The 24,607-nt window shown below is 65.3% G+C and carries 27 protein-coding genes; 13 read left to right on the top strand and 14 right to left on the bottom strand.

The annotated features are described in order from the left end of the window. Positions 1-42: 42 nt before the first annotated feature. The 7 genes from CFK21_RS14495 to CFK21_RS14465 form a co-directional block, all read right to left on the bottom strand. A complete protein-coding gene (locus CFK21_RS14495) occupies positions 43-633 on the bottom strand; it encodes an MlaC/ttg2D family ABC transporter substrate-binding protein (protein ID WP_096367322.1) in 591 nt (196 codons plus the stop codon). Positions 634-687: 54 nt separating this feature from the next. After that, on the bottom strand, positions 688-1,374 hold the full coding sequence (locus CFK21_RS14490; protein ID WP_096367321.1) for a hypothetical protein: 687 nt from the start codon (positions 1,372-1,374) through the stop codon (positions 688-690). A gap of 121 nt (positions 1,375-1,495) precedes the next feature. Then, positions 1,496-1,948, bottom strand: coding sequence for a ligand-binding protein SH3 (locus tag CFK21_RS14485; RefSeq protein WP_096367320.1), 453 nt, complete (start codon positions 1,946-1,948; stop codon positions 1,496-1,498). A 267-nt stretch (positions 1,949-2,215) separates the two neighbouring features. Beyond that, the gene (locus CFK21_RS14480) at positions 2,216-2,716 is read right to left on the bottom strand and encodes an Hsp20/alpha crystallin family protein (protein WP_096367319.1); all 501 of its coding nucleotides are present in this window, start codon (positions 2,714-2,716) and stop codon (positions 2,216-2,218) included. 31 nt (positions 2,717-2,747) lie between these two features. Further along, positions 2,748-3,071: a chaperone modulator CbpM gene (locus CFK21_RS14475; protein ID WP_096367318.1), complete on the bottom strand. Its 324-nt coding sequence runs from the start codon at positions 3,069-3,071 to the stop codon at positions 2,748-2,750. Beyond that, entirely contained in the window at positions 3,061-4,029 is a 969-nt protein-coding gene (locus CFK21_RS14470; RefSeq protein WP_096367317.1) for a DnaJ C-terminal domain-containing protein, read from the bottom strand. The genes CFK21_RS14475 and CFK21_RS14470 overlap by 11 nt, the downstream gene beginning before the upstream one ends. A gap of 90 nt (positions 4,030-4,119) precedes the next feature. Further along, positions 4,120-4,566, bottom strand: a complete 447-nt coding sequence (locus tag CFK21_RS14465; protein ID WP_096367316.1) for an Hsp20/alpha crystallin family protein — start codon at positions 4,564-4,566, stop codon at positions 4,120-4,122. A gap of 551 nt (positions 4,567-5,117) precedes the next feature. Between CFK21_RS14465 and CFK21_RS14460 the strand changes: the two genes are divergently transcribed. The 4 genes from CFK21_RS14460 (at position 5,118) to CFK21_RS14445 (ending at position 9,069) form a co-directional block, all read left to right on the top strand. Next, on the top strand, positions 5,118-7,271 hold the full coding sequence (locus CFK21_RS14460) for an adenosylcobalamin-dependent ribonucleoside-diphosphate reductase (protein ID WP_096367315.1): 2,154 nt from the start codon (positions 5,118-5,120) through the stop codon (positions 7,269-7,271). Positions 7,272-7,387: 116 nt separating this feature from the next. Then, the gene (locus CFK21_RS14455) at positions 7,388-8,080 is read left to right on the top strand and encodes a TSCPD domain-containing protein (protein ID WP_096367314.1); all 693 of its coding nucleotides are present in this window, start codon (positions 7,388-7,390) and stop codon (positions 8,078-8,080) included. 60 nt (positions 8,081-8,140) lie between these two features. Beyond that, positions 8,141-8,365: a hypothetical protein gene (locus tag CFK21_RS14450; RefSeq protein ID WP_096367313.1), complete on the top strand. Its 225-nt coding sequence runs from the start codon at positions 8,141-8,143 to the stop codon at positions 8,363-8,365. An 86-nt stretch (positions 8,366-8,451) separates the two neighbouring features. Beyond that, positions 8,452-9,069: an alpha/beta hydrolase gene (locus CFK21_RS14445; RefSeq protein WP_157745714.1), complete on the top strand. Its 618-nt coding sequence runs from the start codon at positions 8,452-8,454 to the stop codon at positions 9,067-9,069. Between the two features lie 17 nt (positions 9,070-9,086). Here the strand turns inward: CFK21_RS14445 and CFK21_RS14440 are convergent, their stop codons facing one another. Next, positions 9,087-9,266, bottom strand: coding sequence for a hypothetical protein (locus CFK21_RS14440; RefSeq protein WP_096367311.1), 180 nt, complete (start codon positions 9,264-9,266; stop codon positions 9,087-9,089). Between the two features lie 249 nt (positions 9,267-9,515). Between CFK21_RS14440 and CFK21_RS14435 the strand changes: the two genes are divergently transcribed. From CFK21_RS14435 to CFK21_RS14425, 3 genes are read left to right on the top strand one after another with little or no spacing between them, the layout of a single operon-like run. Beyond that, on the top strand, positions 9,516-11,252 hold the full coding sequence (locus CFK21_RS14435; protein WP_096367310.1) for an AAA family ATPase: 1,737 nt from the start codon (positions 9,516-9,518) through the stop codon (positions 11,250-11,252). 5 nt (positions 11,253-11,257) lie between these two features. After that, positions 11,258-11,965, top strand: a complete 708-nt coding sequence (locus CFK21_RS14430) for a general secretion pathway protein GspB (protein ID WP_096367309.1) — start codon at positions 11,258-11,260, stop codon at positions 11,963-11,965. A 49-nt stretch (positions 11,966-12,014) separates the two neighbouring features. Further along, entirely contained in the window at positions 12,015-12,491 is a 477-nt protein-coding gene (locus CFK21_RS14425; protein WP_096367308.1) for a TerB family tellurite resistance protein, read from the top strand. Positions 12,492-12,613: 122 nt separating this feature from the next. On the opposite strand, the gene CFK21_RS14420 is transcribed toward CFK21_RS14425, so the two are convergent. Continuing rightward, a complete protein-coding gene (locus CFK21_RS14420; RefSeq protein WP_096367307.1) occupies positions 12,614-12,967 on the bottom strand; it encodes an HU family DNA-binding protein in 354 nt (117 codons plus the stop codon). Positions 12,968-13,378: 411 nt separating this feature from the next. Here CFK21_RS14420 and CFK21_RS14415 point away from each other — a divergent pair, with 411 nt between their 5' ends. From CFK21_RS14415 to CFK21_RS14405, 3 genes are all read left to right on the top strand, one after another. Continuing rightward, positions 13,379-17,470: a cyclic nucleotide-binding domain-containing protein gene (locus tag CFK21_RS14415; RefSeq protein ID WP_096367306.1), complete on the top strand. Its 4,092-nt coding sequence runs from the start codon at positions 13,379-13,381 to the stop codon at positions 17,468-17,470. A 123-nt stretch (positions 17,471-17,593) separates the two neighbouring features. Then, on the top strand, positions 17,594-18,469 hold the full coding sequence (locus tag CFK21_RS14410) for a PfkB family carbohydrate kinase (protein WP_096367305.1): 876 nt from the start codon (positions 17,594-17,596) through the stop codon (positions 18,467-18,469). Between the two features lie 108 nt (positions 18,470-18,577). Continuing rightward, on the top strand, positions 18,578-18,808 hold the full coding sequence (locus CFK21_RS14405) for a Rieske (2Fe-2S) protein (protein WP_197702965.1): 231 nt from the start codon (positions 18,578-18,580) through the stop codon (positions 18,806-18,808). A gap of 117 nt (positions 18,809-18,925) precedes the next feature. Here CFK21_RS14405 and CFK21_RS14400 read toward each other — a convergent pair whose 3' ends face one another. The 3 genes from CFK21_RS14400 to CFK21_RS14390 form a co-directional block, all read right to left on the bottom strand. Further along, on the bottom strand, positions 18,926-19,108 hold the full coding sequence (locus tag CFK21_RS14400; RefSeq protein WP_096367304.1) for a hypothetical protein: 183 nt from the start codon (positions 19,106-19,108) through the stop codon (positions 18,926-18,928). 223 nt (positions 19,109-19,331) lie between these two features. Beyond that, positions 19,332-20,018 (bottom strand): deoxyribonuclease V, encoded by a 687-nt coding sequence (nfi, locus tag CFK21_RS14395; protein WP_096367303.1) that lies wholly within the window; start codon positions 20,016-20,018, stop codon positions 19,332-19,334. Next, positions 20,015-20,305, bottom strand: a complete 291-nt coding sequence (locus CFK21_RS14390; RefSeq protein WP_096367302.1) for a DUF6763 family protein — start codon at positions 20,303-20,305, stop codon at positions 20,015-20,017. The genes nfi and CFK21_RS14390 overlap by 4 nt, the downstream gene beginning before the upstream one ends. A gap of 330 nt (positions 20,306-20,635) precedes the next feature. On the opposite strand from CFK21_RS14390, the gene djlA reads away from it, so the two are divergent. Continuing rightward, complete coding sequence (gene djlA, locus CFK21_RS14385) at positions 20,636-21,454, top strand: co-chaperone DjlA (RefSeq protein WP_096367301.1); 819 nt, start codon at positions 20,636-20,638, stop codon at positions 21,452-21,454. A gap of 143 nt (positions 21,455-21,597) precedes the next feature. On the opposite strand, the gene CFK21_RS14380 is transcribed toward djlA, so the two are convergent. Together CFK21_RS14380 and CFK21_RS14375 are read right to left on the bottom strand one after the other, a co-directional pair. Continuing rightward, the gene (locus tag CFK21_RS14380) at positions 21,598-22,062 is read right to left on the bottom strand and encodes a CopD family protein (RefSeq protein ID WP_369801212.1); all 465 of its coding nucleotides are present in this window, start codon (positions 22,060-22,062) and stop codon (positions 21,598-21,600) included. 10 nt (positions 22,063-22,072) lie between these two features. Next, a complete protein-coding gene (locus tag CFK21_RS14375) occupies positions 22,073-22,876 on the bottom strand; it encodes an alpha/beta fold hydrolase (RefSeq protein WP_096367299.1) in 804 nt (267 codons plus the stop codon). 141 nt (positions 22,877-23,017) lie between these two features. On the opposite strand from CFK21_RS14375, the gene rpe reads away from it, so the two are divergent. Next, positions 23,018-23,704 (top strand): ribulose-phosphate 3-epimerase, encoded by a 687-nt coding sequence (gene rpe, locus CFK21_RS14370; protein WP_096367298.1) that lies wholly within the window; start codon positions 23,018-23,020, stop codon positions 23,702-23,704. A gap of 184 nt (positions 23,705-23,888) precedes the next feature. Next, complete coding sequence (locus CFK21_RS14365) at positions 23,889-24,566, top strand: phosphoglycolate phosphatase (RefSeq protein WP_096367297.1); 678 nt, start codon at positions 23,889-23,891, stop codon at positions 24,564-24,566. Positions 24,567-24,607 lie beyond the last annotated feature (41 nt).

Raw genomic sequence — 24,607 nt, 5'->3', positions numbered from 1 at the left:
GGCTGCAGGCGGCCGCGGCCCGCACCCACGGGGCGCGGGTCCCTAGGCCCGCCGCTCGGCGAGCTGGCGGATCAGGGCGTCCAGGCCCTGCTGGCGGATGGTCTGCTGGAAACTGCTGCGGTAATTGATGATCAGGCTGATGCCGTCGATCATGATGTCATACACCTGCCATTTCTCCCCGTTCAGGCGCAGGCGGTAATCCACCGGGATGGGCGGGCCATCGGGCCGTACGATCCGGGTGTTGACCAGGGCGCGGTCGTCATCCTCCATGCGTTCCCTGAGGTATTCGACCTCCTCCCCGGAATACTCGCTCAGGGAGGTGGCGTAGGTGCGGACCAGCAGGCTGCGGAACTCGCGGGTGAAATCCCGGCGCTGCGCTTCACTGGCCTCGCGCCAGTAGCGGGCCAGTGTAAGCCGGGAAAAGGCCTCGAAGTCGACGTGCGGCAGAATGACCCGCTCGATCAGACCATTGAGCTGTTCCGGGCTCAGTTCGCCGTTCTGGCGCAGTTCGGCGAACACCTGCTCCGAGGTTTCACGCACCACCTTCATCGGCGATTCCCCGGCCTTTGCGCTTGCCAGCAGCAGCCACAGTACGGGCAGCAGAATCAGTTGCAGCGTCAGTGTTGTTTTCATATTGCGGAGGATCCCTGGATATCGATCTTGCGGGTGTGACCGGCCGGTCCGTTGTTAGTTCCGTCGCGTCCGGGGATGGGCCTGGCGGCGGAACAGGCGTGGATTATGGCGGATGAAGGCCAGTATCCAGCGCTGCAGGAAGGAACGCCGCCGTGCAGTTTTCAGGTAAATATAGCCCAGTACGGCGATGGTCAATGCACCGACGGCGTCGACGATCAGGTCCCACATGGTGTCGGTCAGCCCGGAGGCGTCGCCGAACATGGGCTTCTGCATGTTCAGGCCGAACAGGCTGTCCATGCTGAATTCGAAAATCTCCCACAGGGTGCCCATGCCGAGCGCGAACAGAAAGGCGAAGAAGGCGACAAAGCCGGCCTTCATGTGCAGCCCGACTTCCTCGATTTCGTTCAGCACATGCACCAGCAGGAAGCCGACGATGCCGAGCAGAAAGCCCGATGCCGTATGCAGCACGATGTCCCACCACCAGAAGCGGGTATAGAAACCGCGCACCTCGCCCAGGAACAGCGAGGCGAACACGAAGGCGATGGCGAGCAGTTCGAATTCGGACGGGATGACGACCCGGAAGCGTTGCGCCAGCAGCAGCGGGGTGAAGGTGATCAGCAGGATGCCGATGGTGACGGCCGCGGTGAGCCACTGCTGCTCCCACAGGGCGCCGGCGACGCCGACGATGAGGATGGCTTTCAGCACCAGGCTGGTGCGGCGGTGGCTGAGAAAGAGCTTCATGGGTCCAGCCTAGTCATGCGCCAGCGCCGGGGTCAAATCATGGCGTGGCGGCGGCATCACAAAAAAAGGGGGCGCATGGTGCGCCCCCAGGGGGGTGGAGGAGAGCAGGAGTGCCGGAGGATCAGGCAGCCTGGTATTTCTCCTTGGCCTCGCGCGCGGCACGGGCCTCATCCTCGCTGTAGGCCTTGCCGGACCACATCATTTCGTAGGCGATCTCTTCGTTGCCGTTCTCGCACAGTTCCAGGACTTCCTGGAACAGCGGCTGGAAGCTCTCGGAACGGTGCGATGCCTCGTGCTCCTCGAAGGAGTTCCAGAAGGTGACGATCAGGGCCTCCTTCCCGGCCAGCGGGCTTTCCACGGCCTGGCCGATGGACGAGCCCTCATTGGAGACCTGGCCGCTGTTCACGCAGACGAAGCCGCCGACGAAACCGGTGTCGGAGTGGTAGGTCTTCACGTTCTCGCACAGCATCGCCACGCGTTCCTGCAGATCGTCCAGGCTGTACTCGGGTTTCAGGATGACGCGGTTGACCGTGATGACACCGTCATGCGCAAAGTTCGGAATAAAACCACTCATGGTTCACCTCCTGGGTTAGAGATTCAGTACATTACGATTCCCTAATCTAGTTAACCTGACTGTTTAAGTCAAGTATTAGGGCAGTAATCAATCAGATTTATAAACCGGGATGAGGAAAGGAAATTGCCGTCTATATAGTCGTTTTTATTGGGTAATTCGATATTAAATCGGATATTTTTATAGTTGGCATTAAAAATTATCTATTAAATAATCATTATTCCGACAATATAAATGCCGGCCGCGGCGGAAAGCGGTCGTCATCCCGGGTCAGTGCTGGACCTCGATCCGGCGCTGACGCGCGCGCGGGGACTTGGGCAGGGTGACAGTGAGGATGCCGTCGCGATAGCGGGCACGGGCGCCGCTGTCATCGACCTCGGCAGGCAGGGGCAGGGCGCGTTCGAAGCGGCCGTAGGCGCACTCCATGATGTGGTAGCGGCCCTGGGTCTGTTCGCGCTGGACACGCTTCTCGCCGCGCACGACCAGGTGATTGTCGATCACGCTGATGTCGAGGTGCTCCTTGTCCAGGCCGGGGACCTCCAGACGCACGCTGATGTTGTCGTCGTCTTCCTGCAGTTCGGCGGCCAGCAGGCCCCAGCGCGAGGCCTGCTGCTCGATCTGGTCCTCGCGGGTCTGCAGTTCGCCGCGTCTGGCGCCGGGCTGGAACCGGGTCAGGGCGTGGCCGGCACGCTGCTGCAGCTGCTGCCAGCCTTCGCTGAGGCTGTCCCAGAAACGCCCCAGCCCCTGCTTGAGTTGCTGCAATGTGCTCATGATGTCCTCCTTGCTTCAGGGCCAGGCAACACTACCAATCGAGTTGACGCTCCAGCAGGGCGATGCGCTGGTTGGCCTGGCGCAGCTGTTCCAGCAGCTCGATGACCAGGGCGCTGCCGGCCAGGTTCACATCCAGATCCTGCTCCAGCCGCAGGGCCAGCAGGGCGCGGTGCAGCGATACGTCCGGGAAGCGCCATTGCGCCGGGCTGCGTCCGCGCGGCACGAGCAGCCCTTCCTCGACCATGCGGATCACATGATCGGCATGCAGCTGGCAGGCCTGGCATAACTCGGCCAGCCCGAGTTCTCCGGTCTCGTCCAGCAGTACGCCGGTGATGGCGTCTGTTTCATGCGGCACCCTGGTAGTCCTCCAGCTGCTGTCGTGGATTGAAAGGGACCTCCCGGGCCAGGGCCTGATACAGTTCGCGGGCCCGGCCGGAGTCCAGCGGCGGATTGACGATGCGCAGCACAACGTACTGATCGCCGGCCGGATTGCCGGGCAGGCCCTTGCCCTTCAGGCGCAGCTTCCTGCCGCTCTGCGAGCCCGCCGGCAGGCTCAGGTTGACCCGCCCGGCCAGGGTGGGGACTTCGACCCGGGTGCCAAGGGCCGCTTCCCAGGGTGTGACCGGCAGGGTCAGGTAGAGATCGCGGCCCTCGATCTGGTACAGCGGGTGGTGCTCGAACTCGATTTCCAGATACAGGTCGCCGGCCGGACCGCCGCCCATGCCACCCGCGCCCTGTCCGGCCAGGCGGATCTGCTGACCGGCGGTGATGCCGCGGGGGATGCGCACATCCAGCGAGCGCGGTTTGACCGTGGCCCGGCCCCGGGCATCGATCACCGGGGTCTGCAGCTGAATGCGGCGGCTGGCCCCGTGGAAGGCATCCTCCAGGCTGATCAGAATCTTCGCGTGATGATCCTCGCCGCGCAGCCCGCCGTGGCTGCGGGCATAGCGGGTGTGGCGGCCGAAGGGGCCGCCGGCCCCGAACAGGCTTTCGAAGAAATCGCTGAACTGGCGCGCGTCGGCGTCGGTGAAGCCGCCGCCGGAGAACTCGAAGCCGGCGTCCCAGTCCGGCGGCGGCCGGAAGTCCTGGCCTGCCTGCCAGTTCTGCCCTAACTTATCGTAGGCCGCGCGCTTCTCCGGGTCCTTCAGGACTTCGTAGGCCTCGTTGATCTCCTTGAACCGGGTCTCGGCATCGGGCTCGGAGCTGACATCAGGATGGTACTTGCGCGCCAGCTTGCGGTAGGTGCGCTTGATCTCATCCTGGTCGGCATCGCGTTCCAGTCCCAGGATCCTGTAGTAGTCCTTGAACTCCATCGTGGCTTCTAACCGTGATCAAGCTGCGACGGCCGGGCTGGTTGATGGCGCCCGGACGCGCAGGCGTCCGGGTAGGCGTTTCGGCCTGCTTCAGCCCTCGACCTGAATGCGCCGGGGCTGCTGTTTTTCATGTTTCGGGATCACGACTTCCAGCACCCCGTCCCTGGCCTTGGCGCTGATGGCCTCGGCATCGGCGGTATCGGGCAGGCTGAAGCGGCGGAAGAAACTGCCGCGCACGCGCTCGATGCGCTTGTAGCCCTCGCGTTCCTCTTCGGTTTCCTGCTTGCGCTCGCCCTTGATGGTGAGGATGCCGTTTTCCATGTGCACCTCGATGTCCTTGGGATCGACGCCCGGGATGTCGGCATGGATCACGAAGCGATTGTCCTCCTCGCGGATATCCACGGCGGGCACCCAGTCGGCGGTGGCGACCTGGGATTCGTCCTCGCCGCTCTTGCGCAGCCTGCTGTCGAAGAGTTGATTCATTTCCCGATGCAGTTGATCGAGCATGTTCCAGGGTTCGTAACGTACCAGTGCCATGATGTTTCTCCTTGCAGCTGTCCGGTGGGTGTTGCCTGACAGCTATATAGGAACCGGCTGCATCGGCTTCAAGGGCCCGGGCCGGGTGGCGGGCGATAACATGATCTGGCTCAAGCGCAAGGATGGCGGGCGAGTTGCATGGGGGTGGCGCTGGACTATGTTCGGCAATGGGGCAGGCGGTCGTGAAGGAGGCGGACAGCTAATATTAGAAACACAATATATTGTGTTTTTCCGGGCCGGTGAACCGATCTGTGGATAACCTGTGCGCAGCCGTCGTTTTGAGGTGGAAAACCTGTTAACTTCTTGTATAAATAGCAAAATAGTGATTTTGGCCAGAGCTATTGACAGGTCCGGCAGGGGCGCTTACTCTTCTTTCCCAGACACAAGATATTGTATCTCACAACAACAGGTATCGACGGCCGGCGACAGCGACTTGAGCACCGGGGCAGACGCCCCCCGGCAGGCCGGACGATTATCCGTAACAACCCGCACCCCGGGCGAGGCTGCCAGCCAGGCGCCGGCGCCCGCCGTCAGGGAACCCAGGAGGCTCGATGAAGACAGCACACCTCAAGGCCGTGTCGAAGAACGCCGTGGATATGCCGCTGCAGGAAGCATCCCAGGATATCTGGGATAAGAAGTACCGTCTCAAGACCAAGAACGGTACGCCGGTCGATGCCGACATCGACGGGACCCATCAGCGCGTGGCCCGGGCACTGGCCGAGGTGGAGGCGACGCCGGAGAAGCGCGAGTTCTGGTACGAGAACTTCCTCTGGGCCCTGCGCCGCGGGGCGATTCCGGCCGGCCGCATCATCTCCAATGCCGGCGCCTGGGAGCACAAGCCGGCCACTTCCACTATTAACTGCACGGTGTCGGGCTCCATCCGCGACTCCATGGACAACATCCTGGAGAAGGTTCACGAGGCCGGCCTGACGCTGAAGGCCGGCTGCGGCATCGGCTACGAGTTTTCCACCCTGCGGCCCAAGGGCGCCTATGTGGCCGGGGCCGGGGCCTACACCTCCGGGCCGCTGTCGTTCATGGATATCTACGACAAGATGTGCTTCACCGTCTCCAGCGCCGGCGGCCGCCGCGGGGCGCAGATGGCCACCTTCGACGTCGGCCATCCGGACGTGCTGGACTTCATCCGCGCCAAGCGCGAACACGGCCGCCTGCGTCAGTTCAACCTCAGCCTGCTGATCACCGAGGACTTCATGGAAGCGGTCAAGCAGGACGCCGACTGGCGGCCGGCCTTCCCGCTGACCCAGGACGAGGTCGAGGCCGGTGGTATCGATCTCGGCGATCCGGAACAGGTGGTCTGGCGTCACTGGCCGGTGAAGAACGGTTACATCACCAACGATGCCGGCAAGGTGGCCTGTCGGGTCTACAAGGCGCTGAAGGCGCGGCGGTTGTGGGACATGATCATGGCCTCGACCTATGACTTCGCCGAGCCGGGCTTCATCCTGATCGACAAGGTCAACCAGATGAACAACAACTGGTTCTGCGAGGATATCCGCGCGACCAACCCCTGCGGCGAGCAGCCGCTGCCGCCCTACGGCTCCTGCCTGCTGGGCTCGGTCAACCTGACCAAATTCGTGGTCGATCCCTTCACCGAGCATGCCCGCTTCGACTGGGACGAGTTCAGCAAGGTGGTCGGGGTGTTCACCCGCATGCTGGACAACGTGGTCGAGATCAACGGTCTGCCGCTGGAGGGCCAGCGCGACGAGATCCTGCGCAAACGCCGCCACGGCATGGGCTTCCTCGGCCTGGGTTCCACCCTGACCATGCTGCGCATGAAATACGGTGCGCCGGACTCGCTCGAGTTCACCGAGCGGGTGGCGCGCGAACTGGCCCTGGAGGGTTGGCGCCAGGCGCTGGAACTGGCGAAGGAGAAGGGTCCGGCCCCGATCATGGACGAAGAATTCGCCGTCACCGAGGCGATGCTCGACATCCGCCCCGATCTCAAGCGCGACGGCTTCAAGGTCGGCGATCGCCTGCCCGGCCGGGTGTTCCATGCCAGATACAGCCAGTACATGCAGCAGATCGCCGAGTACGAGCCGGCGCTGGTACAGGAACTGGCCGAGGTGGGCGCGCGCTTCACCCACCACTCCTCGATCGCGCCGACCGGGACCATCTCCCTGTCGCTGGCCAACAACGCCAGCAACGGCATCGAGCCGTCCTTCGCCCATCACTACTATCGCAACGTGATCCGCGAGGGGCGCAAGACCAAGGAGAAGGTGTCGGTGTTCTCCTACGAGTTGCTGGCCTACCGCGAACTGGTCAACGAGCGGGCGATGCCCTACTCCGAGGATCCGGAGGAGCAGCTGCCGGACTACTTCATCACCGCCGAGGACATCACGCCCAAGGAACACGTGGATATCCAGGCCGCGGCGCAGAAGTGGGTGGATTCCAGCATTTCCAAGACCGCCAATGTCCCGACCGACTATCCCTACGAGGACTTCAAGGACATCTACATGTATGCCTACGAGAAGGGGCTGAAGGGTTGCACCACCTTCCGCTTCAACCCCGAGGCCTTCCAGGGCGTGCTGGTCAAGGAGAAGGACCTGGAGAGTACCACCTATGTCTTTACCCTGGACGACGGCAGCAAGGTCGAACTCAAGGGCAACGAGGAGGTTGAATACGACGGCGAAGTGCATACCGCCGCCAACCTCTACGATGCCCTCAAGGAAGGCTATTACGGGAAGTTCTGACGAATAGATACTGGAGAACAGCTGCAGGATACAAGAGGCAGGATACAAGTCGGATTGTCTGGTTCTTGCTTGTGTCCTGCATCTTGCCTCTTGCAACTCACCGCAGGTGTAAAAAAATGACTGTCAAGATCGACAAGAAGATCGTGGACTACGGTGTGGCGAAGGAGAACGCGCCCGACGCGGCCGCTGTCGCGGAGGAAAAGGAGGAGGACAAGGTCGTCCACCTCACCGAGAAGCTCGAACGCCCGGAGATGCTGCTGGGCTCGACCTACAAGATCAAGACGCCGCTGTCCGAGCATGCGCTGTATGTCACCATCAACGACATCATCCTCAACCCAGGCACCGAGCACGAACTGCGCCGGCCGTTCGAGATCTTCATCAACTCGAAGAACATGGACCACTTCCAGTGGATCGTCGGCATGACCCGGATCATCTCCGCCGTGTTCCGCAAGGGCGGGGATGTGACCTTCCTGGTCGAGGAGCTGCGCTCGGTGTTCGATCCGCGCGGCGGCTATTTCAAGAAAGGCGGCAAGTACATGCCCTCGCTGGTCGCCGAGATCGGGGATGCCATCGAGTGCCACCTGCGCATGATCGGCATGCTCAAGGACGAGGGTCTGGACGCGCATCAGCAGGCGCTGGTCGAGGAGAAACGGGCCCAGTACGAGGCCGCGGTGAAGTCCGCCGAGACCCGGGACCCGGACGATTTCCCCGAGGGCGCCCAGCTGTGCGGCAAGTGCCACACCAAGGCGATGATCCAGATGGATGGCTGCATGACCTGCCTCAATTGCGGCGAGTCGAAATGCGGCTAGAGTACTAGACTGTAAACAGGGTCCCAGCACGGGCTCGGTTCGATCTGCAGGTGAACTGCCATGTTGCTTCAGCACAAACCCATACCGGGTTACTGGTATACCAATATCGTCGGCCAGCTGGTTCAGGTCCGGGCCATCGTCTATTCCGGTGCCCGGCTCAGTTCCATTGCCCTGGAATACGCCAACGGCAAGCGTGATTTCGTTGATCTCGACGGCTGGTACTACCTGGACCTGTCCATCCACTCGCCGCGGCTGGAACGGCGGGAACGGGTCAGGGACCTGTAAGGCCCTGACCGTGTCGTTCCCGGCCCCCGCGGCCGCGGGGGCATTGCGTCCGTTGCTGTCCGATATCCGTCACGGTCCCATTGCCGATGCCCGTCACTGAAAACCGGGAAACCCTCGCCGGCCCGGCGGGGGAGTTGCAGGCGCTGACCGCCCGGCCGGAGACGGTCGCCGGCGTGGCCGTCATCTGCCATCCGCACCCCCTCTATGGCGGCACCCTGCGCAACAAGGTGGTGCACTATCTCGCCCGCACCCTGAACGAGTTGAACATCGCCACGGTCCGCTTCAATTTTCGCGGCGTGGAGCAGAGCACGGGCAGCTATGACGAGGGGCGCGGCGAGCAGGATGACTGCCGGGCGGCGATCGCCTGGGCCCGGGCCTGGCAGCCGGACCGGCCCCTGTGGCTGGCCGGCTTTTCCTTCGGCGCCTATGTGGCGCTGGCAGTGGCGCGGGAGGCCGGGGCGGCGCAGCTGATCACGGTCGCGCCGCCGGTGTCGGTGTTCTCATTCGAGGAGGTCGAACTGCCGGACGCGCCCTGGCTGCTGATCCAGGGGCTGGAGGACGAGGTGGTGTCGGCGCAGCAGGTGCTGGAGTGGGCCCGCAACTGCCGGCCGCAGCCGGAGATCGTGGCCCTGGAGGGGGTCTCGCACTTCTTTCACGGCCGCCTCAATCTGTTGCGGCAGACGCTGCTCGAGCGGCTCGGCTGAATATCCGCGCGGCCGGCTCAGAAACCGACCGGACGCTGCTGCGCGAAGCGGAATACCGCCGAGGCCGAGGGAAAGGTCTGGAGCAGCATGTGGTTGTCGATGGTGGCGACCCAGTAGGCGGGCAGCGCGCCGCCCTTGAATACGGGCTTGGCCGTCACCTCAGTGCCATTGATACGCTTGTTGACCGGCATGTTCATGTGTCGACCCTCCTGACGCGAATGCGTGGCGGAGCCGCGCAGACAGGATAGTCAAACCCCAGCAACACCCGTGCCTGATTTTTTATCTGTATGAATAACAAATAAGATTTGTGCGTGACATCCAGGAGGCGGGACGCCGGCCAACGCGGGTGTAAAAATGCCTGACGTGATTCCGGCCGGGAACGGCAGGGACATGGCAGGACAATCCACCTTTGTTATGCTGGGGCCGCGCCTACAGGTCGAGAGCCGATGTATCTCAAATTCTACGGACTGGACAGCAAGCCCTTCTCCATCGCCCCGGACCCGCGCTTCCTCTATCTGAGCGAGCGTCACCGGGAGGCGCTGGCGCATCTGCTGTTCGGGTTGGGTGAGGGCGGCGGCTTTGTCCAGCTCACCGGCGAGGTGGGCACCGGCAAGACCACCCTGAGCCGGGCGGTGCTGGAGCAGGTGCCGCCGCATGTCGACGTGGCGATGATCCTCAACCCCCGGATCAACGAACACGAGCTGCTCGCCACCCTCTGCGATGAACTCGGGGTGGCCTATCCCGCCGCCAGTACCAGCATCAAGCTGTTGACCGATGCGCTGACCCGCCACCTGCTGCGTACCCATGCCGAGGGGCGCAAGACAGTGCTGCTGATCGACGAGGCGCAGAATCTCAGCCGCGAGGTGCTGGAGCAGGTACGGTTGCTGACCAACCTGGAGACCGCCGACGAGAAACTGCTGCAGATCATCCTTATCGGTCAGCCGGAACTGAAGGTCCTGCTGGCGCGCGAGGACCTGCGTCAGCTGGCCCAGCGCATCACCGCCCGCTATCACCTGGAGCCGCTGACCCGGGACGAAACGCGTGCCTATATCCAGCATCGGCTGCGGGTGTGCGGCGGGCCCATTGACCTGTTCACGCCCGGGGCGATGGACGAGGTCCAGCGCCTGTCCGGTGGCGTGCCGCGGCTGATCAACATCCTCTGCGACCGGGCCCTGCTGGGGGGGTATGTCGAGGAGCGGCGCAGCATCGACCGCCGTATCCTGCGCCGGGCCGCGCACGAGGTGCTCCCCGGGCGCCATGAGGCAGCTTCGACTCGCCAGCCGCGGCTGGCGACGGCCGCGATTGCCGTACTGGTACTGCTGGCGGTCGGCCTGCTGGCCGGTATCGCCTGGCCGTCGCTGTCATCACCGGCGCGTACCCTGATGGCCTGGCTGGCGCCTTCGCAACCCGCGGTCCAGGCTGCCGCCGGGAATGTCGAGACGGATTCCGGCGCGCCTGAAACCCCGGCGTCCGCGCGGCCCGGACTGGAGGCCGCGCAAGAGCGGGCCGCGGCGGTGTCCGCTGCCGTCGCGGATACCGGCGCAGTGGATGCCGCCGCCCGCCTCGAGCGCCACCTGAATGAGGCGGACGCACCGGCCGCCACGGCCTGGAACCACCTGTTCGGCCGCTGGGGCCTGGAGGCCGCCCTGACGCCGGGGCGGTCGGCCTGTGAGCAGGCCCGCGACCTGGGACTGCGATGCCTGCACCGGACCGGCAACTGGAACCAGCTGCGCCAGCTGGATCGGCCGGCCGTGCTGCAGCTGCTCGCCGGCGACGGCCGGCGGGTGCCGGCGGCGCTGGACGGGCTGGATGACGCCAGCGCCCGGCTGCGGCTGGACGGACAGCTGCTGACGTTGCCGCTGGCCACGCTGGACCGCTACTGGATGGGGGAATATGTCCTGCTGTGGCGCTCGCCCATCGACCGTGAACTGCTGCGCCAGGGCGATGTCAGCGAGGAAGTGGCCTGGGCGCGGCGGGTACTGGAGGAGCAGGATCTGCTCGCGCCGGTCGCAAACGCGCTGCGCCCGCGCTTCGATGCCGGGTTGCAGCGGGCGGTGGAACGGTTCCAGGCCGGGCAGGGATTGCAGCAGGATGGGGTGATCGGCGCCCTGACCCTGATTCAGCTCAACAATGCCGACCGTGACAACCGGGCGCCGCGTCTGCGCAGTGCGCCGCGGGGGTGAGCCGCATGTCCTATATCCTCGAAGCGCTGAAGAAATCGGAACAGGAACGCCAACTCGGCGCGGTGCCCCGGCCCGAGGCCGGCATTGCCATGGGGCGACGCCCGGCCCGGCCCTGGTGGCCCTGGCTGTTGTCGGGCGTGTTGCTGGTCAATGCCGCCATCCTGCTCTGGCTGGTGCTTCGCCCGCAGACGCCGGTGCCCCTGTCACAGCAGGAGACAACCGGGAGCCGGGCGGCAGCGTCCGCGTCCGCCGCCGCCGCGCAACCGGACGAGGCCGCCGAACCGGCCGCCGCCCGTTCCCGGATGCCGCTGCCGACGGCGGCTGCAGCCGTGTCGGCGCTCCCGCCACAGCCCCCGCCCCCGGCAGTCGAATCCGTTGCCCCGGCCCCGGTTGCCCCGGCCCAGCCGTCCAGGGGCAGTGTACGCTGGATGGCGCCACCGGAACCGGAAGCGCCGGCGCAGCCCGCCGAGGCGGTGCCGCCGCAGGCGCCGCGCTGGGATGAGCTGAGCGCGGCCGAGAAAAACGGCCTCATCCGGCCGCGGCTGGACGTGCACGTCTACGCCGAGTCGCCGGCGCAGCGCTTCGTGCTGATCGACCTCAAGCGTTACCGCGAGGGCGAACAGCTGGCCGGGGGCGGTCGGCTCGAGGCCATCACCCCAGAGGGCGTGATCATCGAGGCGCGCGGCACCCGCTACCGGGTCGACCGGCCCTGAGGGGAAAACGCGCGTCGTTCCAGTCACCAGTCGAGGGGAACCCCTGCCGATGCTTGATCGTATCCAGTCCTTTTTCAACGATATCATCCAGGCCGAGGTCGAGGCTGCCGCGCCGGATACCCACGCCCACGGCATCCGGCTGGCGACAGCAGCCCTGCTGATCGAAATGGCGCGGGCCGACTTCGATGCCTCGGATCAGGAACGCCTGCTGGCCGGCGATCTGATCGCCGGCCGCTTCGGCCTCACCCAGTCGGAACTGGATGAACTGATGAGTCTGGCGGAACTGGAGGTGCGCGAGGCGGCCTCCCTGTACGAATTCACCCGCCTGATCGACAAGCGGCTGTCATACGAGGAAAAGCAGGAAATCGTCGGGATGCTGTGGGAGATGGCCTATGCCGACGGGGTGCTGGACAAGTACGAGGAGCACCTGGTGCGCAAGCTGACTGATTTACTGCATATTCCGCATCAGCAGATGATGCGGCTCAAGCATGCAGTCAGGGAAAGGCTGGGCATCGAAGAATTCTAGCGCTGCGTGGTGAGCAGCGGGGCGCCGGGCATGCGGCCTGGGTCCGGCGCGGCGGTATTACAGGGTGGGGGACCACGGCCGGGGGCTCCCCGGCTATGGTCCCGTCAGCCCTGACCCCGGGGTCAGACCATGTCTTTCAGGTTCTTCAGCGGGGTGACCTTCACGACATTACGGGCCGGCTTGGCCTTGAATACCATTTCTTCGCCGGTGAAGGGATTGATGCCCTTGCGTGCCTTGGTGGCGGGCTTGCGCACGACCTTGATCTTCATCAGGCCGGGGACGTTGTAGAAGCCGGGGCCGTTGCGCTTGAGGTCACGCTTGATCAGCATCGAGAGGGCGTCGAATACGGCACCGACGTCTTTCTTGGTCAGGCCGGTCTTGTCGGCAATGTAGGAGAGGGTTTCGGATTTGGTGGTGGCTTTGGGCGCTGCCTTGGCGGCAGTTTTCTTCTTCGCGGTCTTCTTCTTTGCGGCCATTAATTTAAGCTCCTATGTTTATCATCATCGAGTGCGTATTGAATATGCATGGATGTGGTGACGCCCGTTAAGATAGCACAATTGAACTGCAGGGGAAGGGGTTTGAAGCTTTTACTGCAGTATTTTCCGCATCACAGCCTTTGTTCCCGCAACGGCTGCACCTCGCGGTCGCGACGGCGTGAAACATATTCCGGCGTGAATGCGCCAGTTTGATTGTAAGAAATCACGGCGGCCCATGGTCCGTTGTCATCCCGCCGCCCGGGTCTTTCACGCTGCCAACCGGGCCACAGATTCATCCCGTCGCCGTACTCAAGATCGAGTCCCTGCACGCCGATAGCCAGAGTGGAATGTCGCCTCCCGGCAGGAGGCGGGCGCGGCTTGGTGTGTCACAGACAGGACGGTTCAGACTGCATGGGAGCAGCAAAAAAAATCATAGATAAAAAGACCTTACAGACCCTCGTGCCCTTCAATGCGATGTCGCCCATGCACTTCAACGAGGTGGCGCAGAAGACGGTTGTCGAAGAGGTCGGTGCGGGTCGTTATCTGTTCAAGGAAAAGGATCGCGACAACCGCGCTGTCTATGTCCTGGAAGGCGAGGTCAACCTGCTGGCCGGCGGCGAGGTCGTGGGCTCGGTTGTCGGCGGCACCGACGCCGGCCTGCATCCGCTGGCCAACCAGCAGCCGCGCCAGGTCGCGGCGCGGGCGGCCTCCAAGGTCACGATTGCCTATATCGATTCCAGCCTGCTGGACATCTTCCTGACCTGGGATCAGTCCTCCGGATACGAGGTGGCCGAACTCGATGACGAGGACGGCGAGGACTGGATGACGAAACTGCTCCAGTCGCAGGCCTTCCTGAAGCTGCCGCCCTCGAATATCCAGCGTCTGCTGATGCGCATGGAAACCGTGCCGGTCAAGGCCGGAGAGGCCATCATCGAGCAGGGACAGGAAGGTGATTTTTTCTACATCATCAAATCCGGCCGCTGCGAGGTCACGCGCAAGCCATCGGCCAACGCCAAGCCGGTGAAGCTGGCCGAACTGGCCGACGGCGATGCCTTCGGCGAGGACGCGCTCGTCTCCAATGCCAAGCGCAATGCCAGCATCACCATGCTTACCGACGGCATGCTGATGCGCTTGTCCAAGCAGGACTTCACCGAACTGCTCGAAGAGCCGCTGGTCAACAAGGTCGATTACGCCGCGGCGGCCCGTCTGGCAGAGGGGGGTGATGCCGAATGGCTGGACGTGCGCCTGCCCGGTGAATATGCCAATTCCCATGTCCCCGACGCCCGCAACATACCGCTGTCGGCCCTGCGTCTGGAGCTCGATCAACTCGATCACCAGAAGAAATACATCGTGTGCTGCGACACCGGCAGCCGCAGCGCCAGCGCCGGATTCCTGCTGAGCCAGCGCGGTTTCGACGTCTACGTGCTCAATGACGGCCTGGTCACTGTGCCGGCCGGCGTCATGACCGGGACCGCAGTGACGGCCGCCGCCGTGCAGGAGCCGCCGCCGGCTTCGGAACCGCCGTCACAAGGGGCGACAACGGCCGCTGCCGGAGTGGTCGAGCTCGAGCCGCTCGACGAGTCCGAACCGGTGCCGGCGCCCGCGGACGAGGCGCAGGCATCCAATACCTATGAGCGCGAACTGGCCCGCTTCAAGCAGTTCCGCGAGGATGCCCTGAAGAAGATTCAGCAGGCCCGCGAAGAGGCGCAGAGCGCAGCCGAGGCCCGTGATCAGGCCGAGGCCCGCGTCGCCGCCCTGCGCGAGGAACTGCAGGCCGTCCAGGCGCGCCTGGACAGCCAGGGCGAAGCCGCGAGTCAGGCCGCGGACCAGGACGAGCGTATCGGCAGCCTCAAGGCCGAACTCGATGAACTGAGCGAGCACAGCGGTGAACTGCGCAAGTCGCTGGAAGCGGCGCAGGCGGAGAACCGCGAACTGCAGACCCAGCTCAAGGAGACGCAGCAGAACCTGGCCGCCGAACAGGACGCCGCCGAGCAGCAGTTGAACGATTTCTCCCGCCGGCTGGAAGAGTACGAGGCCGCGGCGGGACAGGCCGAACAGGACCGCCAGGCGCACGCTGCCCTGGAGACGGAACTGGAACAGGCCCGGGCCCGGATCGGCGAACTGCAGCAGGACGGCGACAGCCAGCTGCAGGCGCTGCGTGAGCAGGAACAGGCGCTGCAGTCGCAGCTGAGCGAGGCGGCCGCGCGGGCCGAGAACGCCGAGCAGGAACGCGATCAACTCAAGGCGCAGCAGGCGGAGCAGGCCAGTGCGGAGCAGGAACGCGTCGTTGCGCTGGAGGCCGAACTGGAACAGGCCCGGGCCCGAATCGGCGAACTGCAGCAGGACGGCGACAGCCAGCTGCAGGCGCTGCGTGAGCAGGAACAGGCGCTGCAGTCACAGCTGAGCGAGGCGGCTGCACGCGCCGAGAGCGCCGAGCAGGAACGCGATCAGCTCAAGGCGCAGCAGCAGCAACAGCAGTCGGAGCTCGAGGCCGCGAAGTCCCGGGGCCAGGACCTGGAACAGGCGCACGGCGCCGTCCAGGCAGAAGTCGAAAGACTGCAGCAGGAACTGGAGCAGACGCGCAGCGAACTGGCCGCCCGGGAACAGTCAGGGGATGAACAGCAGCAACAGCTGCAGCAGGCCAATCGCGACCTGCAGGCCCGCCTGGATGAACTCATGCCGCGGGCGGAGACGGCCGAGGCGGAACGCGACCGGCTGCAGCAGGCGCAGACCGAGACCGCCGCCCGGATCGAGGCGCTGGAATCGCAGTTGCAGGCGCGGGACGCGGCCGAGCAGGAGTTGCAGCAGCAACTCGAGGCGGCCCGCGGTGAACTGACCGCCGCCCAGGCGGTGCGCCAGGATCTGGAGCGCCAGCTGCAGTCGATGGAGCAGGACGGCGATGCCCAGCTCACCGAACTGCGCCAGCAGTACCGGGCCCTGCAGGAACAGCAGCAGGCTGGCGAGAAGCGGGCCGCCGAGGCCGGGCGGGCGCGGGAAGAACTGCAGACGCAGTTAACCACCCTGGAGCGTGAGCGTGATGCCGCCCTGGCCACGCAGGAGGCGCAGCTGCAGACCCTGCAGACCGAACTCGACGCGGCGCGCAAGGCCCGGGAGGAGCTGCAGACAGAACTCGAACGCCGGCAAGAGCAGAACGGGGAGCTGGAAACCCGCCTGGAGGCGCGCGAACGCGAGGCGCAGGAGGCCGCCGGGACGCTCGAGACCGAACGCGGGCGCGCAGACGCCCTGGCCGGGGAGCGTGACGAACTGCAGGCGCAGCTGACGGCGGTGCGCGATTCCCAGTCTGCCGAGGCCGCCCGGCAGAGCGAACAGCTGGAAGCACTGCAGGCCTCGCTCCAGGCCCTGCAGACGGAGCGCGACGAATTACAGGCCGCATTGACGACAGAGCGCGATGGCCGCGGCGAGTTGGAGGCACAGCGTGTTGCCCTGCAGGAACAGCTGGCCGCGCGCGACACGGAGCAGGCGCGTCAGGAGGAGGCCCACCAGGCCCTGGCCCAGCGGCTGCAGGAACTGGAAACCGAACTCGAGCAGCAGCGCGGCACCCTGGCCGAGCGCGAGCAGCGCAACGAGTCGCTGCAGGCTGAACTGGACGCCGCCCGGCAACAGCACGACAGCGCGCTGGCCGAGACCGAATCCCGCCATGAGGCCCTGCAGCGGGAACTGGCCGGGCTGCAGTCGCAGCTGGACGCGGCCGCGTCTGAGCAGGCGCGCCGCGACGGCGAGGCCGAAGCCGCGCAGACGGAACTGACGTCCCGGCTCGAATCGCTGCAGACGGAACTGGAATCTCGCAGCAGCGAACTGGAACAGCGGCGGCAGGACCGGGCCGGCCTGGAAACCGAGCGCGACAACCTGCAGGCGGAGCTGGAGGCGGCGCGGGCCGAAGTCGAAGGGCGGGTTGCCAGCCTGGAGACAGAACTGGAACAGCTGCGGCAGGAGCGGACCGGCCTGGAAGGCGAACGCGACAGCCTGCGGGATGAACTGAATACGGCACGCACCGAAGCCGGGGAACAGATCGCCGCCCTGCAGGCCGAACTCGAGCAGCTGCGTGAAGTCACCACTCAGGATCTGCAGGCCATGCAGCAGACCACTGCCTCGCTGCAGTCCGAACTGGAGCAGGCACGCAGGGCCGCTGCCGGACGGGCCGCGCCGGGCGAGGAGGTGGAGCGGCTGCAGCTGCTGCTGGACGAGGCCCGGGAGCAGGCCGGCCAGTACCAGGCCGAACTGGACCGGCTGCGGGCCGCCCAGGCCGGCGCGGCGGCGGATCAGGGTGAACTCGCGCGGCTGCAGACCGAGTTGGCCACGCTGCGTTCGCAGGCCGAGACCGACCGGCAGGCGGCCGGGGAGGAGATCGAGCGGCTGCGCGACCAGCTCATCGTGCTCGAGGCGGCGCAGGAAAGCGCAAACACCGACGAAGACGCGGAGCCGCGCCGCGGCGGCCTGGTGGCCGGGCTGTTCGGCGGGCGCCGGCGCCGCGAGGAGTCGTAGGCCGGGACGCGCGCAGCGAGTCATCCAGGAGCCGCGCGGTACCGGGGTCCCGGCAGTCGCCGGGATGACGGTCAGGGATATCGCGACCGCAATTCACGCCATTATTGGGTAAACTGCGCGCCCATGGCCCGCATCCTTGCCGTCGGCATCGCCACCCTCGACATCATCAACCGAGTGGACAGTTATCCGCCCGAGGACAGTGAAGTGCGGGCGCTGTCCCAGCGCCGGGTGCGCGGCGGCAACGCCACCAACAGCCTGGTGGTGCTGAGTCAGCTCGGTCATGCCTGCGCCTGGGCGGGGGTGCTGGTCGATGAACCCGACGCCGCGCCTGTCCGCGCGGATCTTGACCGTTACGGTATCGATTATTCCGCCTGCCGCCGGCTTGCCACCGGCAAGATGCCGACTTCCTATATCCTGCACAGCCAGGCGACCGGCAGCCGCAGCATCGTGCACTATCGTGATCTGCCCGAGTACGACCTGGAAAGCTTCCGCCGCATCGACCTGACCCCGCTGGACTGGGTGCATTTCGAGGGCCGCAATGTGGAGCAGACCGAGGCCATGCTGGCGTACCTGCGCACCCAGCGTCCGGACCTGCCGGTGTCCCTGGAGATCGAGAAGCCGCGGCCCGGCATCGAGCGGCTGTTTCCCCACGCCGGTCTGCTGCTGTTCTCGCGCGACTATGCCCGGGCGCAGGGCCACGGCGCTGCCCCCGCGCTGCTGCAGGCGGTGGCCGCGCAGAGCCCGGGGTCCGACCGCGTCTGCGCCTGGGGCGAGGCCGGGGCCTGGGCACTGGACCGGGGCGGGCGACTGCATCACAGTCCTGCCGTCGCGCCGCCGCAGCTGGTCGACACCCTGGGGGCGGGGGATACCTTCAATGCCGCCCTGATCGACGCCCGCCTGCAGGGCATGGACTGGCCGGCCGGTCTGGTCCGGGCCTGTCGCATCGCCGGCGCCAAATGCGGCCGCGAGGGCCTGCATGGAGTCACTGCCGATGCCTGACGCCCGCCTGTGCCGCTTCGACGAACTGGCCGATCCCGGCAGCCGCGGATTCGAGGTCGAACTGAACGGCGTGCCCGAGTCCATCCTGGTGGTACGCCGGGGGGATCGGTGTACGGCTACATCAATCGCTGCCCGCATGCCGGCAGCCCGCTGGACTGGATGCCGGATCAGTTTCTCAGTCTGGACCAACGCCACATCCAGTGCGCGACCCATGCTGCCCTGTTCACCCTTGATGGGGGGGAATGCGTGGCCGGACCCTGCGTGGGCGACCGGCTCACGCCGGTGGCGCTGGAACTGGTCGATGGCTGGATCTGTCTCGGCCGGCAAGCGCAGAGCTAGATGTCATTCCGGCTGGCAGCGCAACCAGGGCGCAACTCCGGCCGGGTTCAGGGAACAGGCGAAAAAAAACCCGCCGCGAGGGCGGGTCGAAGGAGGATTCAATGCAATCCGTATCGCTCAGTCGGGGAAGCGGGTGAGTGTACGGCGTACCAGTTCCGGATCGGGACCCTGAACAGCAGGCTGAAGATGTTCCTGCAGTTGCAGTGCCGGTGCCGGCGGAATGGGGGACTGCGCTGCGGCCGTCGGGGCGGGCGCGGTGAATTCCAACTCTGTTCCTTCCTGCATGTCCAGTATCAGCATGATGCACCTCCTGGTACGGCCGGCTCTGCCCTTCATGAAACTTAGCGGCCTGACAACATCAAGGTTGAGGCGGGGGCGGGCGGTTTCAAGGGTCTCGTGCCCATGAGATTGAATGTGGGGGATATTTTGTTGAGGAGTGAGGAGTAGGATGGGTGGAGACGCTTGCGCCGTAACCCATCGTCTCCGCCTGTGTAATGATGGGTTGCGCTGCGCTCCACCCATCCTACCCGATCTGAGGTGTTTCTTTCTCCGATGCCAGCCGGTGTGCCGCGCGCGTGGTCTCGGGCAGGCGGTAGCGCGGGGCGCAGGCCAGGACATAGTCGATCGCCGTGGCCAGGCTGACGCAGTGGCCGATGGAGACGAACAGGGGGCGGGTACGGGAGCGGGTTCGCAGTACAGCGCCGATCACCTCATCGCCGTCATGCAGCGGGCTCCAGTCGCCGCGCTCCGGGCCCGGCTCCTGGTAGTTCCCGATCAGGCGCGACTTGGCCACGCCGATGGTCGGAATGCCGCTCAACACCCCCAGGTGACAGGCCAGGCCGAAGCGACGCGGATGGGCCAGCCCCTGGCCATCGCACAGGATCAGATCGGGTGCATGGCGCAGCCCGGTCAGCGCCTCCAGCAGCGCCGGCACCTCGCGAAAGGACAGCAGTCCCGGGATGTAGGGGAAACGGGTGGGACGCTTGAGCAGCAGACGCTCGCGCAGGGTGAGGGCGGGGAAATCGAGTACGGCGACCGCTGCCCGGGTGGTCCGCCCGCCGGCTTCGAAGCCGATGTCGACGCCGGCCACCCGGTGGACCGGGCCCAGGCGATCCTCACGGATGACCTCGCGCGCCAGTTCGGTCTGGATACCGCGCGCCAGTGCCGGGCTGACGACCCAGGGATGTGCCGCGGTGACAGGGAGGTTCAATCCAGGGTGTCGAGCGGGTTGGTCCAGTCGTCGTGGCGGGAGAACTCCAGATCCACCCCATAGTCCTCACGCTCGATGTCCAGCGAACCGGACCAGTCCTCCGGCGGCTCGCCCGGAACGATAGGCAGTTCCCGCCAGGCGTCCATGTCCAGTTCCTCGACGGTGCCGTCGAAGTACTGGATCTCCACGGTCTGGTCGTCGGGGTCGACGGCCACGATTTCGAACTGCTCTCCCGTTTCGCTGGTCTGATACCAGTCACCGATGCGGGGGTCGAACTCGGTTGCCATGGTCGCTTACCTCTTGCAGGCGCCTGGGTTAGTATGCAGTCGTTTTCGCTGCGGGGCTGGTTGAGGGACCCCTGATTCATCCGTCGGGTCCGCGCACGCGGACATCCATGATCCGTGCAGGATGTGGATTCCCGTTTATGCGGGAAAGACGCAAGGAGCAACGATCAGACTTCCCTTAACATAGGACCTGCCGGCGGTACGCGCAAGCGCTAACCTGGAGATCATGACAGTGAAGGCCCTAGTACTTGATTCGTCTGAATTTGCCCTGCCGGCACGGCGTGCCGGCGGCGGCTCTCCCGATGCGAACGGCGCGCGGCGGGAGCGGGCACAGTGAGCTGGTGGGGCAAGCTCATCGGCGGCGCCTTCGGCTTCATGCTGGGCGGTCCGCTGGGGGCCTTGCTGGGCGGGGCGCTGGGACACCAGTTCGACAAGGGGCTGCGCGGCATGGAGCCGCTCGGCGGCGGGGGGCCGCGGCCGGGCGATCAGGCCCGGGTGCAGACGGCCTTCTTCACCGCCAGCTTCGCCGTGATGGGTCACATCGCCAAGGCCGACGGCCGGGTCTCGCGCGACGAGATCTCGCTGGCCGAGGCGGTGATGGACCGCATGCGGCTCTCGCCCGAGATGCGCAGGACCGCCATCCGCCTGTTCCACGAGGGCAAGGACTCCGGATTCGATCTGGATGCGGTGCTGGATCAGTTCCGCCGCGAAGCCCACCGCCGCCGTCACCTGTTGCAGATGTTCCTGGAGATCCAGCTGCATGCCGCCTATGCCGATGGCAGCATCGATACAGCCGAGCGGCGCATTCTGGATCGGATCCGGGAGCGGCTGGGTTTTTCCCGCCATGAGTTCGAGCACCTGGAGAACCTGGTCAAGGCCGCGCGCTTCTTCACCGGGGAGGGGGCGCGTCCCGGCGCCGGTGCGCCGCCCTCGCGCGATCGGCTGGCGGAGGCCTACAAGGTGCTGGATATTGCCGAGAGTGCCTCGGATGCCGAGGTCAAGAAGGCCTACCGGCGGCTGATGAATCAGCATCATCCCGACAAGCTGGTGGCCAAGGGGCTGCCCGAGGAGATGATCGAACTGGCCACCGAGAAGTCGCAGGAGATCCGTGCGGCCTACGATACCGTGATGGAGTCGCGTGGCAAGAAATAGAGTGGATTCACCACCAGGGACACAAAGCAACAATAGTAGGTCGGGTTAGCGCAGCGTAACCCGAAATGCCGCGGCGTGCGTCGGGTTACGCCTTACAGGCTAACCCGACCTACAAGGCTTTGTGGCCGTTGTGGTGCAATCATTCACATATACCGCCCCGCCGCCACAATCACCACCAGCACCAGCCCCAGCGTGAGATTGATGCCGATCAGCTTGCGGATGATCGCCAGCTGCTGGCCCCCGGCCGGCCAGTCGCCTGCCGCCACGGCGCGCTTGAGCCGTTTGTAGGGGGCGAAGAAGACATGCATGAACAGCAGGATCATCAGCCAGCCGATGCCCTGCATCAGGTGGATGTGCATGCCCGCCCGGCCCATGCCGCCGAACACGTCGAACAGCATCCAGTAGCCGGTGACAGGCAGCAGGATCACCGCCAGCCACACCCAGGGAAAGAACTTCGCAAAGGTCTGCGACCACAGCGGCAGCCGCAGCGGCGGCTCCAGCAGGCTGGCGGCCACCGGCCGCAGCGCCATCCAGGCGAAGAACATGCCGCCGATCCACACCACCGCGGCGAGCAGGTGCAGGCTGATCAGTACGGGCATCAGAGTCATGGATTACTCCTTATTCCTGTTCGAGATTGTCGGAGGTGGATTCGAGCCAGCCGCGCACCCGGCGCACCAGGACCGCTTCCAGGCCGGTGAAGAAATGGTTGGCGCCGGTGACCTCGACCTGGCGATAGGCGTCGTTGCCGGCCCGGCGGGCGGCGCGGGCGCGGGCCTCGCGGCCGGCCAGCACGCTGTCCAGGTCACGACTGCCGAACAGGTCCAGTACCGGCAGGGTGATCTGTTCCAGATGGGCGGCGCTGTTCAGGTGCGGATCCTCGCTGCTGCCGCCCATGCCGATCAGGACCAGCCCGTCCGCCTCCGGGCCAGTGTCACCGGCCAGGGCGGCGGCGGCCATGATGGCCCCCAGGCTGTGGGCGACAATGAAGACCGGGCCGTTGCTGCGGCCTTGCAGCCAGTCCAGGGCGCTGCGCAGCCGCGGCGCGGCCTCCGGCACCAGCGGGGCATAGTCGGCCGGAGCGGCGTCATTGGGCAGGACCGGCATCTGCACCGACAGGGTGGCCCAGCCATGCTCCGGCAGCTGCACCCGCAGGGGCTGGATCACTTCCTGCCAGTCGGGATGGGCGCCCATGCCATGGACCAGGATCACCGCGCCCTTCGGCGCGCCGGTCAGGTCCGGGGTGTGGATGGCCAGGAACCGGGCGTCGTCCGGGCCCAGCCATACCGCCTCGCCGTCGATCAGCATGTCCACGATCTGGTCGGCCCAGCGCTGCTCCTTGGCGCGGTCGCCGGCGGCGAAGCCGGCCGGGGCCGCCAGCAGCAGGCTGCAGGCCAGAAAAAACAAGCCCTTGAAATGTTTCATCCCGCGCTCCGACAGTCTTCGGGGGCTATACCCGGTTGATTTGCGTGGCAAAGGCTGAAAATCCGCCGATATTGAGGTACAGTGCGCAACTTTATTCGCTAGCGCGAGTTGCCTGCAACCAGAATCAGGGGATCGAACACCATGGCAGATTACATGATCGCACCGTCCATCCTGTCGGCGGACTTCGCCCGGCTGGGCGAGGAAGTGGACAATGTGCTCAAGTCCGGTACCGACATCGTGCACTTCGATGTCATGGACAATCACTATGTGCCCAACCTGACCATCGGCCCGCTGGTCTGCGAGGCCCTGCGCAAGCACGGCGTGACCGCGCCCATCGACGTGCATCTGATGGTCAAGCCGGTCGATCGCATCGTGCCTGACTTCGCCGCTGCCGGTGCCACCTACATCACCTTCCACCCGGAGGCCTCCGATCACGTCGACCGCACCCTGCAGCTGATCAAGGCCGAGGGCTGCAAGGCCGGCCTGGTGTTCAACCCGGCCACGCCGCTGGATTACCTCAAATACGTCATCGACAAGGTCGACATGGTCCTGCTGATGTCGGTCAACCCCGGCTTCGGTGGTCAGAGCTTCATCCCCAGTGCGATGGACAAGCTGCGCGAGGCGCGCAAGCTGATCGACGCCTCCGGCCGCGACATCCGGCTGGAGATCGACGGCGGAGTGAAGGTGGACAACATCCGCGAGATCGCCGCCGCCGGCGCCGACACCTTCGTTTCCGGCTCGGGCATCTTCGGCAAGGGCCAGGATTCCGACCCGAACCGCTACGACAGCATCGTCAAGCAGATGCGCGACGAACTGGCCAAGGCCTGAGGGTTATCTGGCCTGGGTTGAAGGAACGCAGAGGACGCGGAGACGCAAAGGCGCAGAGATAGAAATATTCAAAATCAGAGAGTCTGCATTGTTGAAAGAGTGTTTGTTTGCGTATCGATGACTTTGCGTCTCTGCGCCTCTGCGACCTCTGCGTTAATGCCGCAACACTAAACCAAGCAAATCAATGATCAATAAACCCGACATGATCCTCATCGACGTGGACGGCACCCTGGTGGACAGCGTCCCGGACCTGGCCTGGTGCGTCGACGCGATGATGCAACAGCTCGACATGCCGGCCCACGGCGAGGCGAAGGTGCGCAACTGGGTCGGCAACGGGGTGGAGCGGCTGGTGCGCCGTGCCCTGATCGGCCAACTCGAGGGCGAGCCGGATGCGGCCCTGTTCGAGCGCGCCTATCCGATCTTTCTGGAACTGTATGCCGAGAACACCTCCAAACGCAGCGTGCTGTATCCGGGGGTGCGCGAAGGCCTGGATTATCTCAAGGCCGCCGGCTACAAGCTGGGCTGCGTGACCAACAAGGCGGCCCGTTTCACCGAGCCGCTGCTGCGCGATCTGGGCGTGGCGGACTATTTTGCGATCATCGTCAGCGGTGATACGCTGCCGCAGAGCAAGCCCGATCCGGCGCCGCTGCTGCACGCCGCCGAATTCTTCGGTGTCCAGCCGACGCATTCAATGATGGTGGGCGATTCGGTCAGTGACGTGAAGGCGTCGCGCGCCGCCGGCTTTCAGATCGTGTGCATGAGCTACGGCTACAACCACGGCAACGATATCCGCGATGCCCGTCCGGACGCGGTGATCGATGCCCTGACCGAGATCCGCGGCCTGCTGGAGCAGGCGGCCTAGATTTACGACGATAACAATACCGCAACCCATGCAGACGGATT

Origin of the sequence: Thiohalobacter thiocyanaticus, assembly GCF_002356355.1 — a bacterium.
Classification (GTDB): domain Bacteria; phylum Pseudomonadota; class Gammaproteobacteria; order Thiohalobacterales; family Thiohalobacteraceae; genus Thiohalobacter; species Thiohalobacter thiocyanaticus_A.
This window is presented reverse-complemented; position numbering and strand designations above follow the sequence as displayed.

Bases quoted from the DNA above. Each gene is read 5' to 3' on its own strand.
- CFK21_RS14420 (WP_096367307.1), bottom strand. From the start codon at position 12,967: ATGGCCGCAAAGAAGAAGACCGCGAAGAAGAAAACTGCCGCCAAGGCA.
- CFK21_RS14380 (WP_369801212.1), bottom strand. From the start codon at position 22,062: ATGACTCTGATGCCCGTACTGATCAGCCTGCACCTGCTCGCCGCGGTG.
- CFK21_RS14435 (WP_096367310.1), top strand. From the start codon at position 9,516: ATGTATCTCAAATTCTACGGACTGGACAGCAAGCCCTTCTCCATCGCC.
- CFK21_RS14415 (WP_096367306.1), top strand. From the start codon at position 13,379: ATGGGAGCAGCAAAAAAAATCATAGATAAAAAGACCTTACAGACCCTC.
- CFK21_RS14440 (WP_096367311.1), bottom strand. From the start codon at position 9,266: ATGAACATGCCGGTCAACAAGCGTATCAATGGCACTGAGGTGACGGCC.
- CFK21_RS14490 (WP_096367321.1), bottom strand. From the start codon at position 1,374: ATGAAGCTCTTTCTCAGCCACCGCCGCACCAGCCTGGTGCTGAAAGCC.
- CFK21_RS14470 (WP_096367317.1), bottom strand. From the start codon at position 4,029: ATGGAGTTCAAGGACTACTACAGGATCCTGGGACTGGAACGCGATGCC.
- CFK21_RS14425 (WP_096367308.1), top strand. From the start codon at position 12,015: ATGCTTGATCGTATCCAGTCCTTTTTCAACGATATCATCCAGGCCGAG.
- CFK21_RS14410 (WP_096367305.1), top strand. From the start codon at position 17,594: ATGGCCCGCATCCTTGCCGTCGGCATCGCCACCCTCGACATCATCAAC.
- CFK21_RS14445 (WP_157745714.1), top strand. From the start codon at position 8,452: ATGCCCGTCACTGAAAACCGGGAAACCCTCGCCGGCCCGGCGGGGGAG.
- CFK21_RS14365 (WP_096367297.1), top strand. From the start codon at position 23,889: ATGATCAATAAACCCGACATGATCCTCATCGACGTGGACGGCACCCTG.
- CFK21_RS14460 (WP_096367315.1), top strand. From the start codon at position 5,118: ATGAAGACAGCACACCTCAAGGCCGTGTCGAAGAACGCCGTGGATATG.
- CFK21_RS14480 (WP_096367319.1), bottom strand. From the start codon at position 2,716: ATGAGCACATTGCAGCAACTCAAGCAGGGGCTGGGGCGTTTCTGGGAC.
- CFK21_RS14485 (WP_096367320.1), bottom strand. From the start codon at position 1,948: ATGAGTGGTTTTATTCCGAACTTTGCGCATGACGGTGTCATCACGGTC.
- rpe (WP_096367298.1), top strand. From the start codon at position 23,018: ATGGCAGATTACATGATCGCACCGTCCATCCTGTCGGCGGACTTCGCC.
- CFK21_RS14375 (WP_096367299.1), bottom strand. From the start codon at position 22,876: ATGAAACATTTCAAGGGCTTGTTTTTTCTGGCCTGCAGCCTGCTGCTG.
- CFK21_RS14430 (WP_096367309.1), top strand. From the start codon at position 11,258: ATGTCCTATATCCTCGAAGCGCTGAAGAAATCGGAACAGGAACGCCAA.
- CFK21_RS14465 (WP_096367316.1), bottom strand. From the start codon at position 4,566: ATGGCACTGGTACGTTACGAACCCTGGAACATGCTCGATCAACTGCAT.
- CFK21_RS14495 (WP_096367322.1), bottom strand. From the start codon at position 633: ATGAAAACAACACTGACGCTGCAACTGATTCTGCTGCCCGTACTGTGG.
- CFK21_RS14450 (WP_096367313.1), top strand. From the start codon at position 8,141: ATGTTGCTTCAGCACAAACCCATACCGGGTTACTGGTATACCAATATC.
- CFK21_RS14400 (WP_096367304.1), bottom strand. From the start codon at position 19,108: ATGCTGATACTGGACATGCAGGAAGGAACAGAGTTGGAATTCACCGCG.
- CFK21_RS14455 (WP_096367314.1), top strand. From the start codon at position 7,388: ATGACTGTCAAGATCGACAAGAAGATCGTGGACTACGGTGTGGCGAAG.
- CFK21_RS14390 (WP_096367302.1), bottom strand. From the start codon at position 20,305: ATGGCAACCGAGTTCGACCCCCGCATCGGTGACTGGTATCAGACCAGC.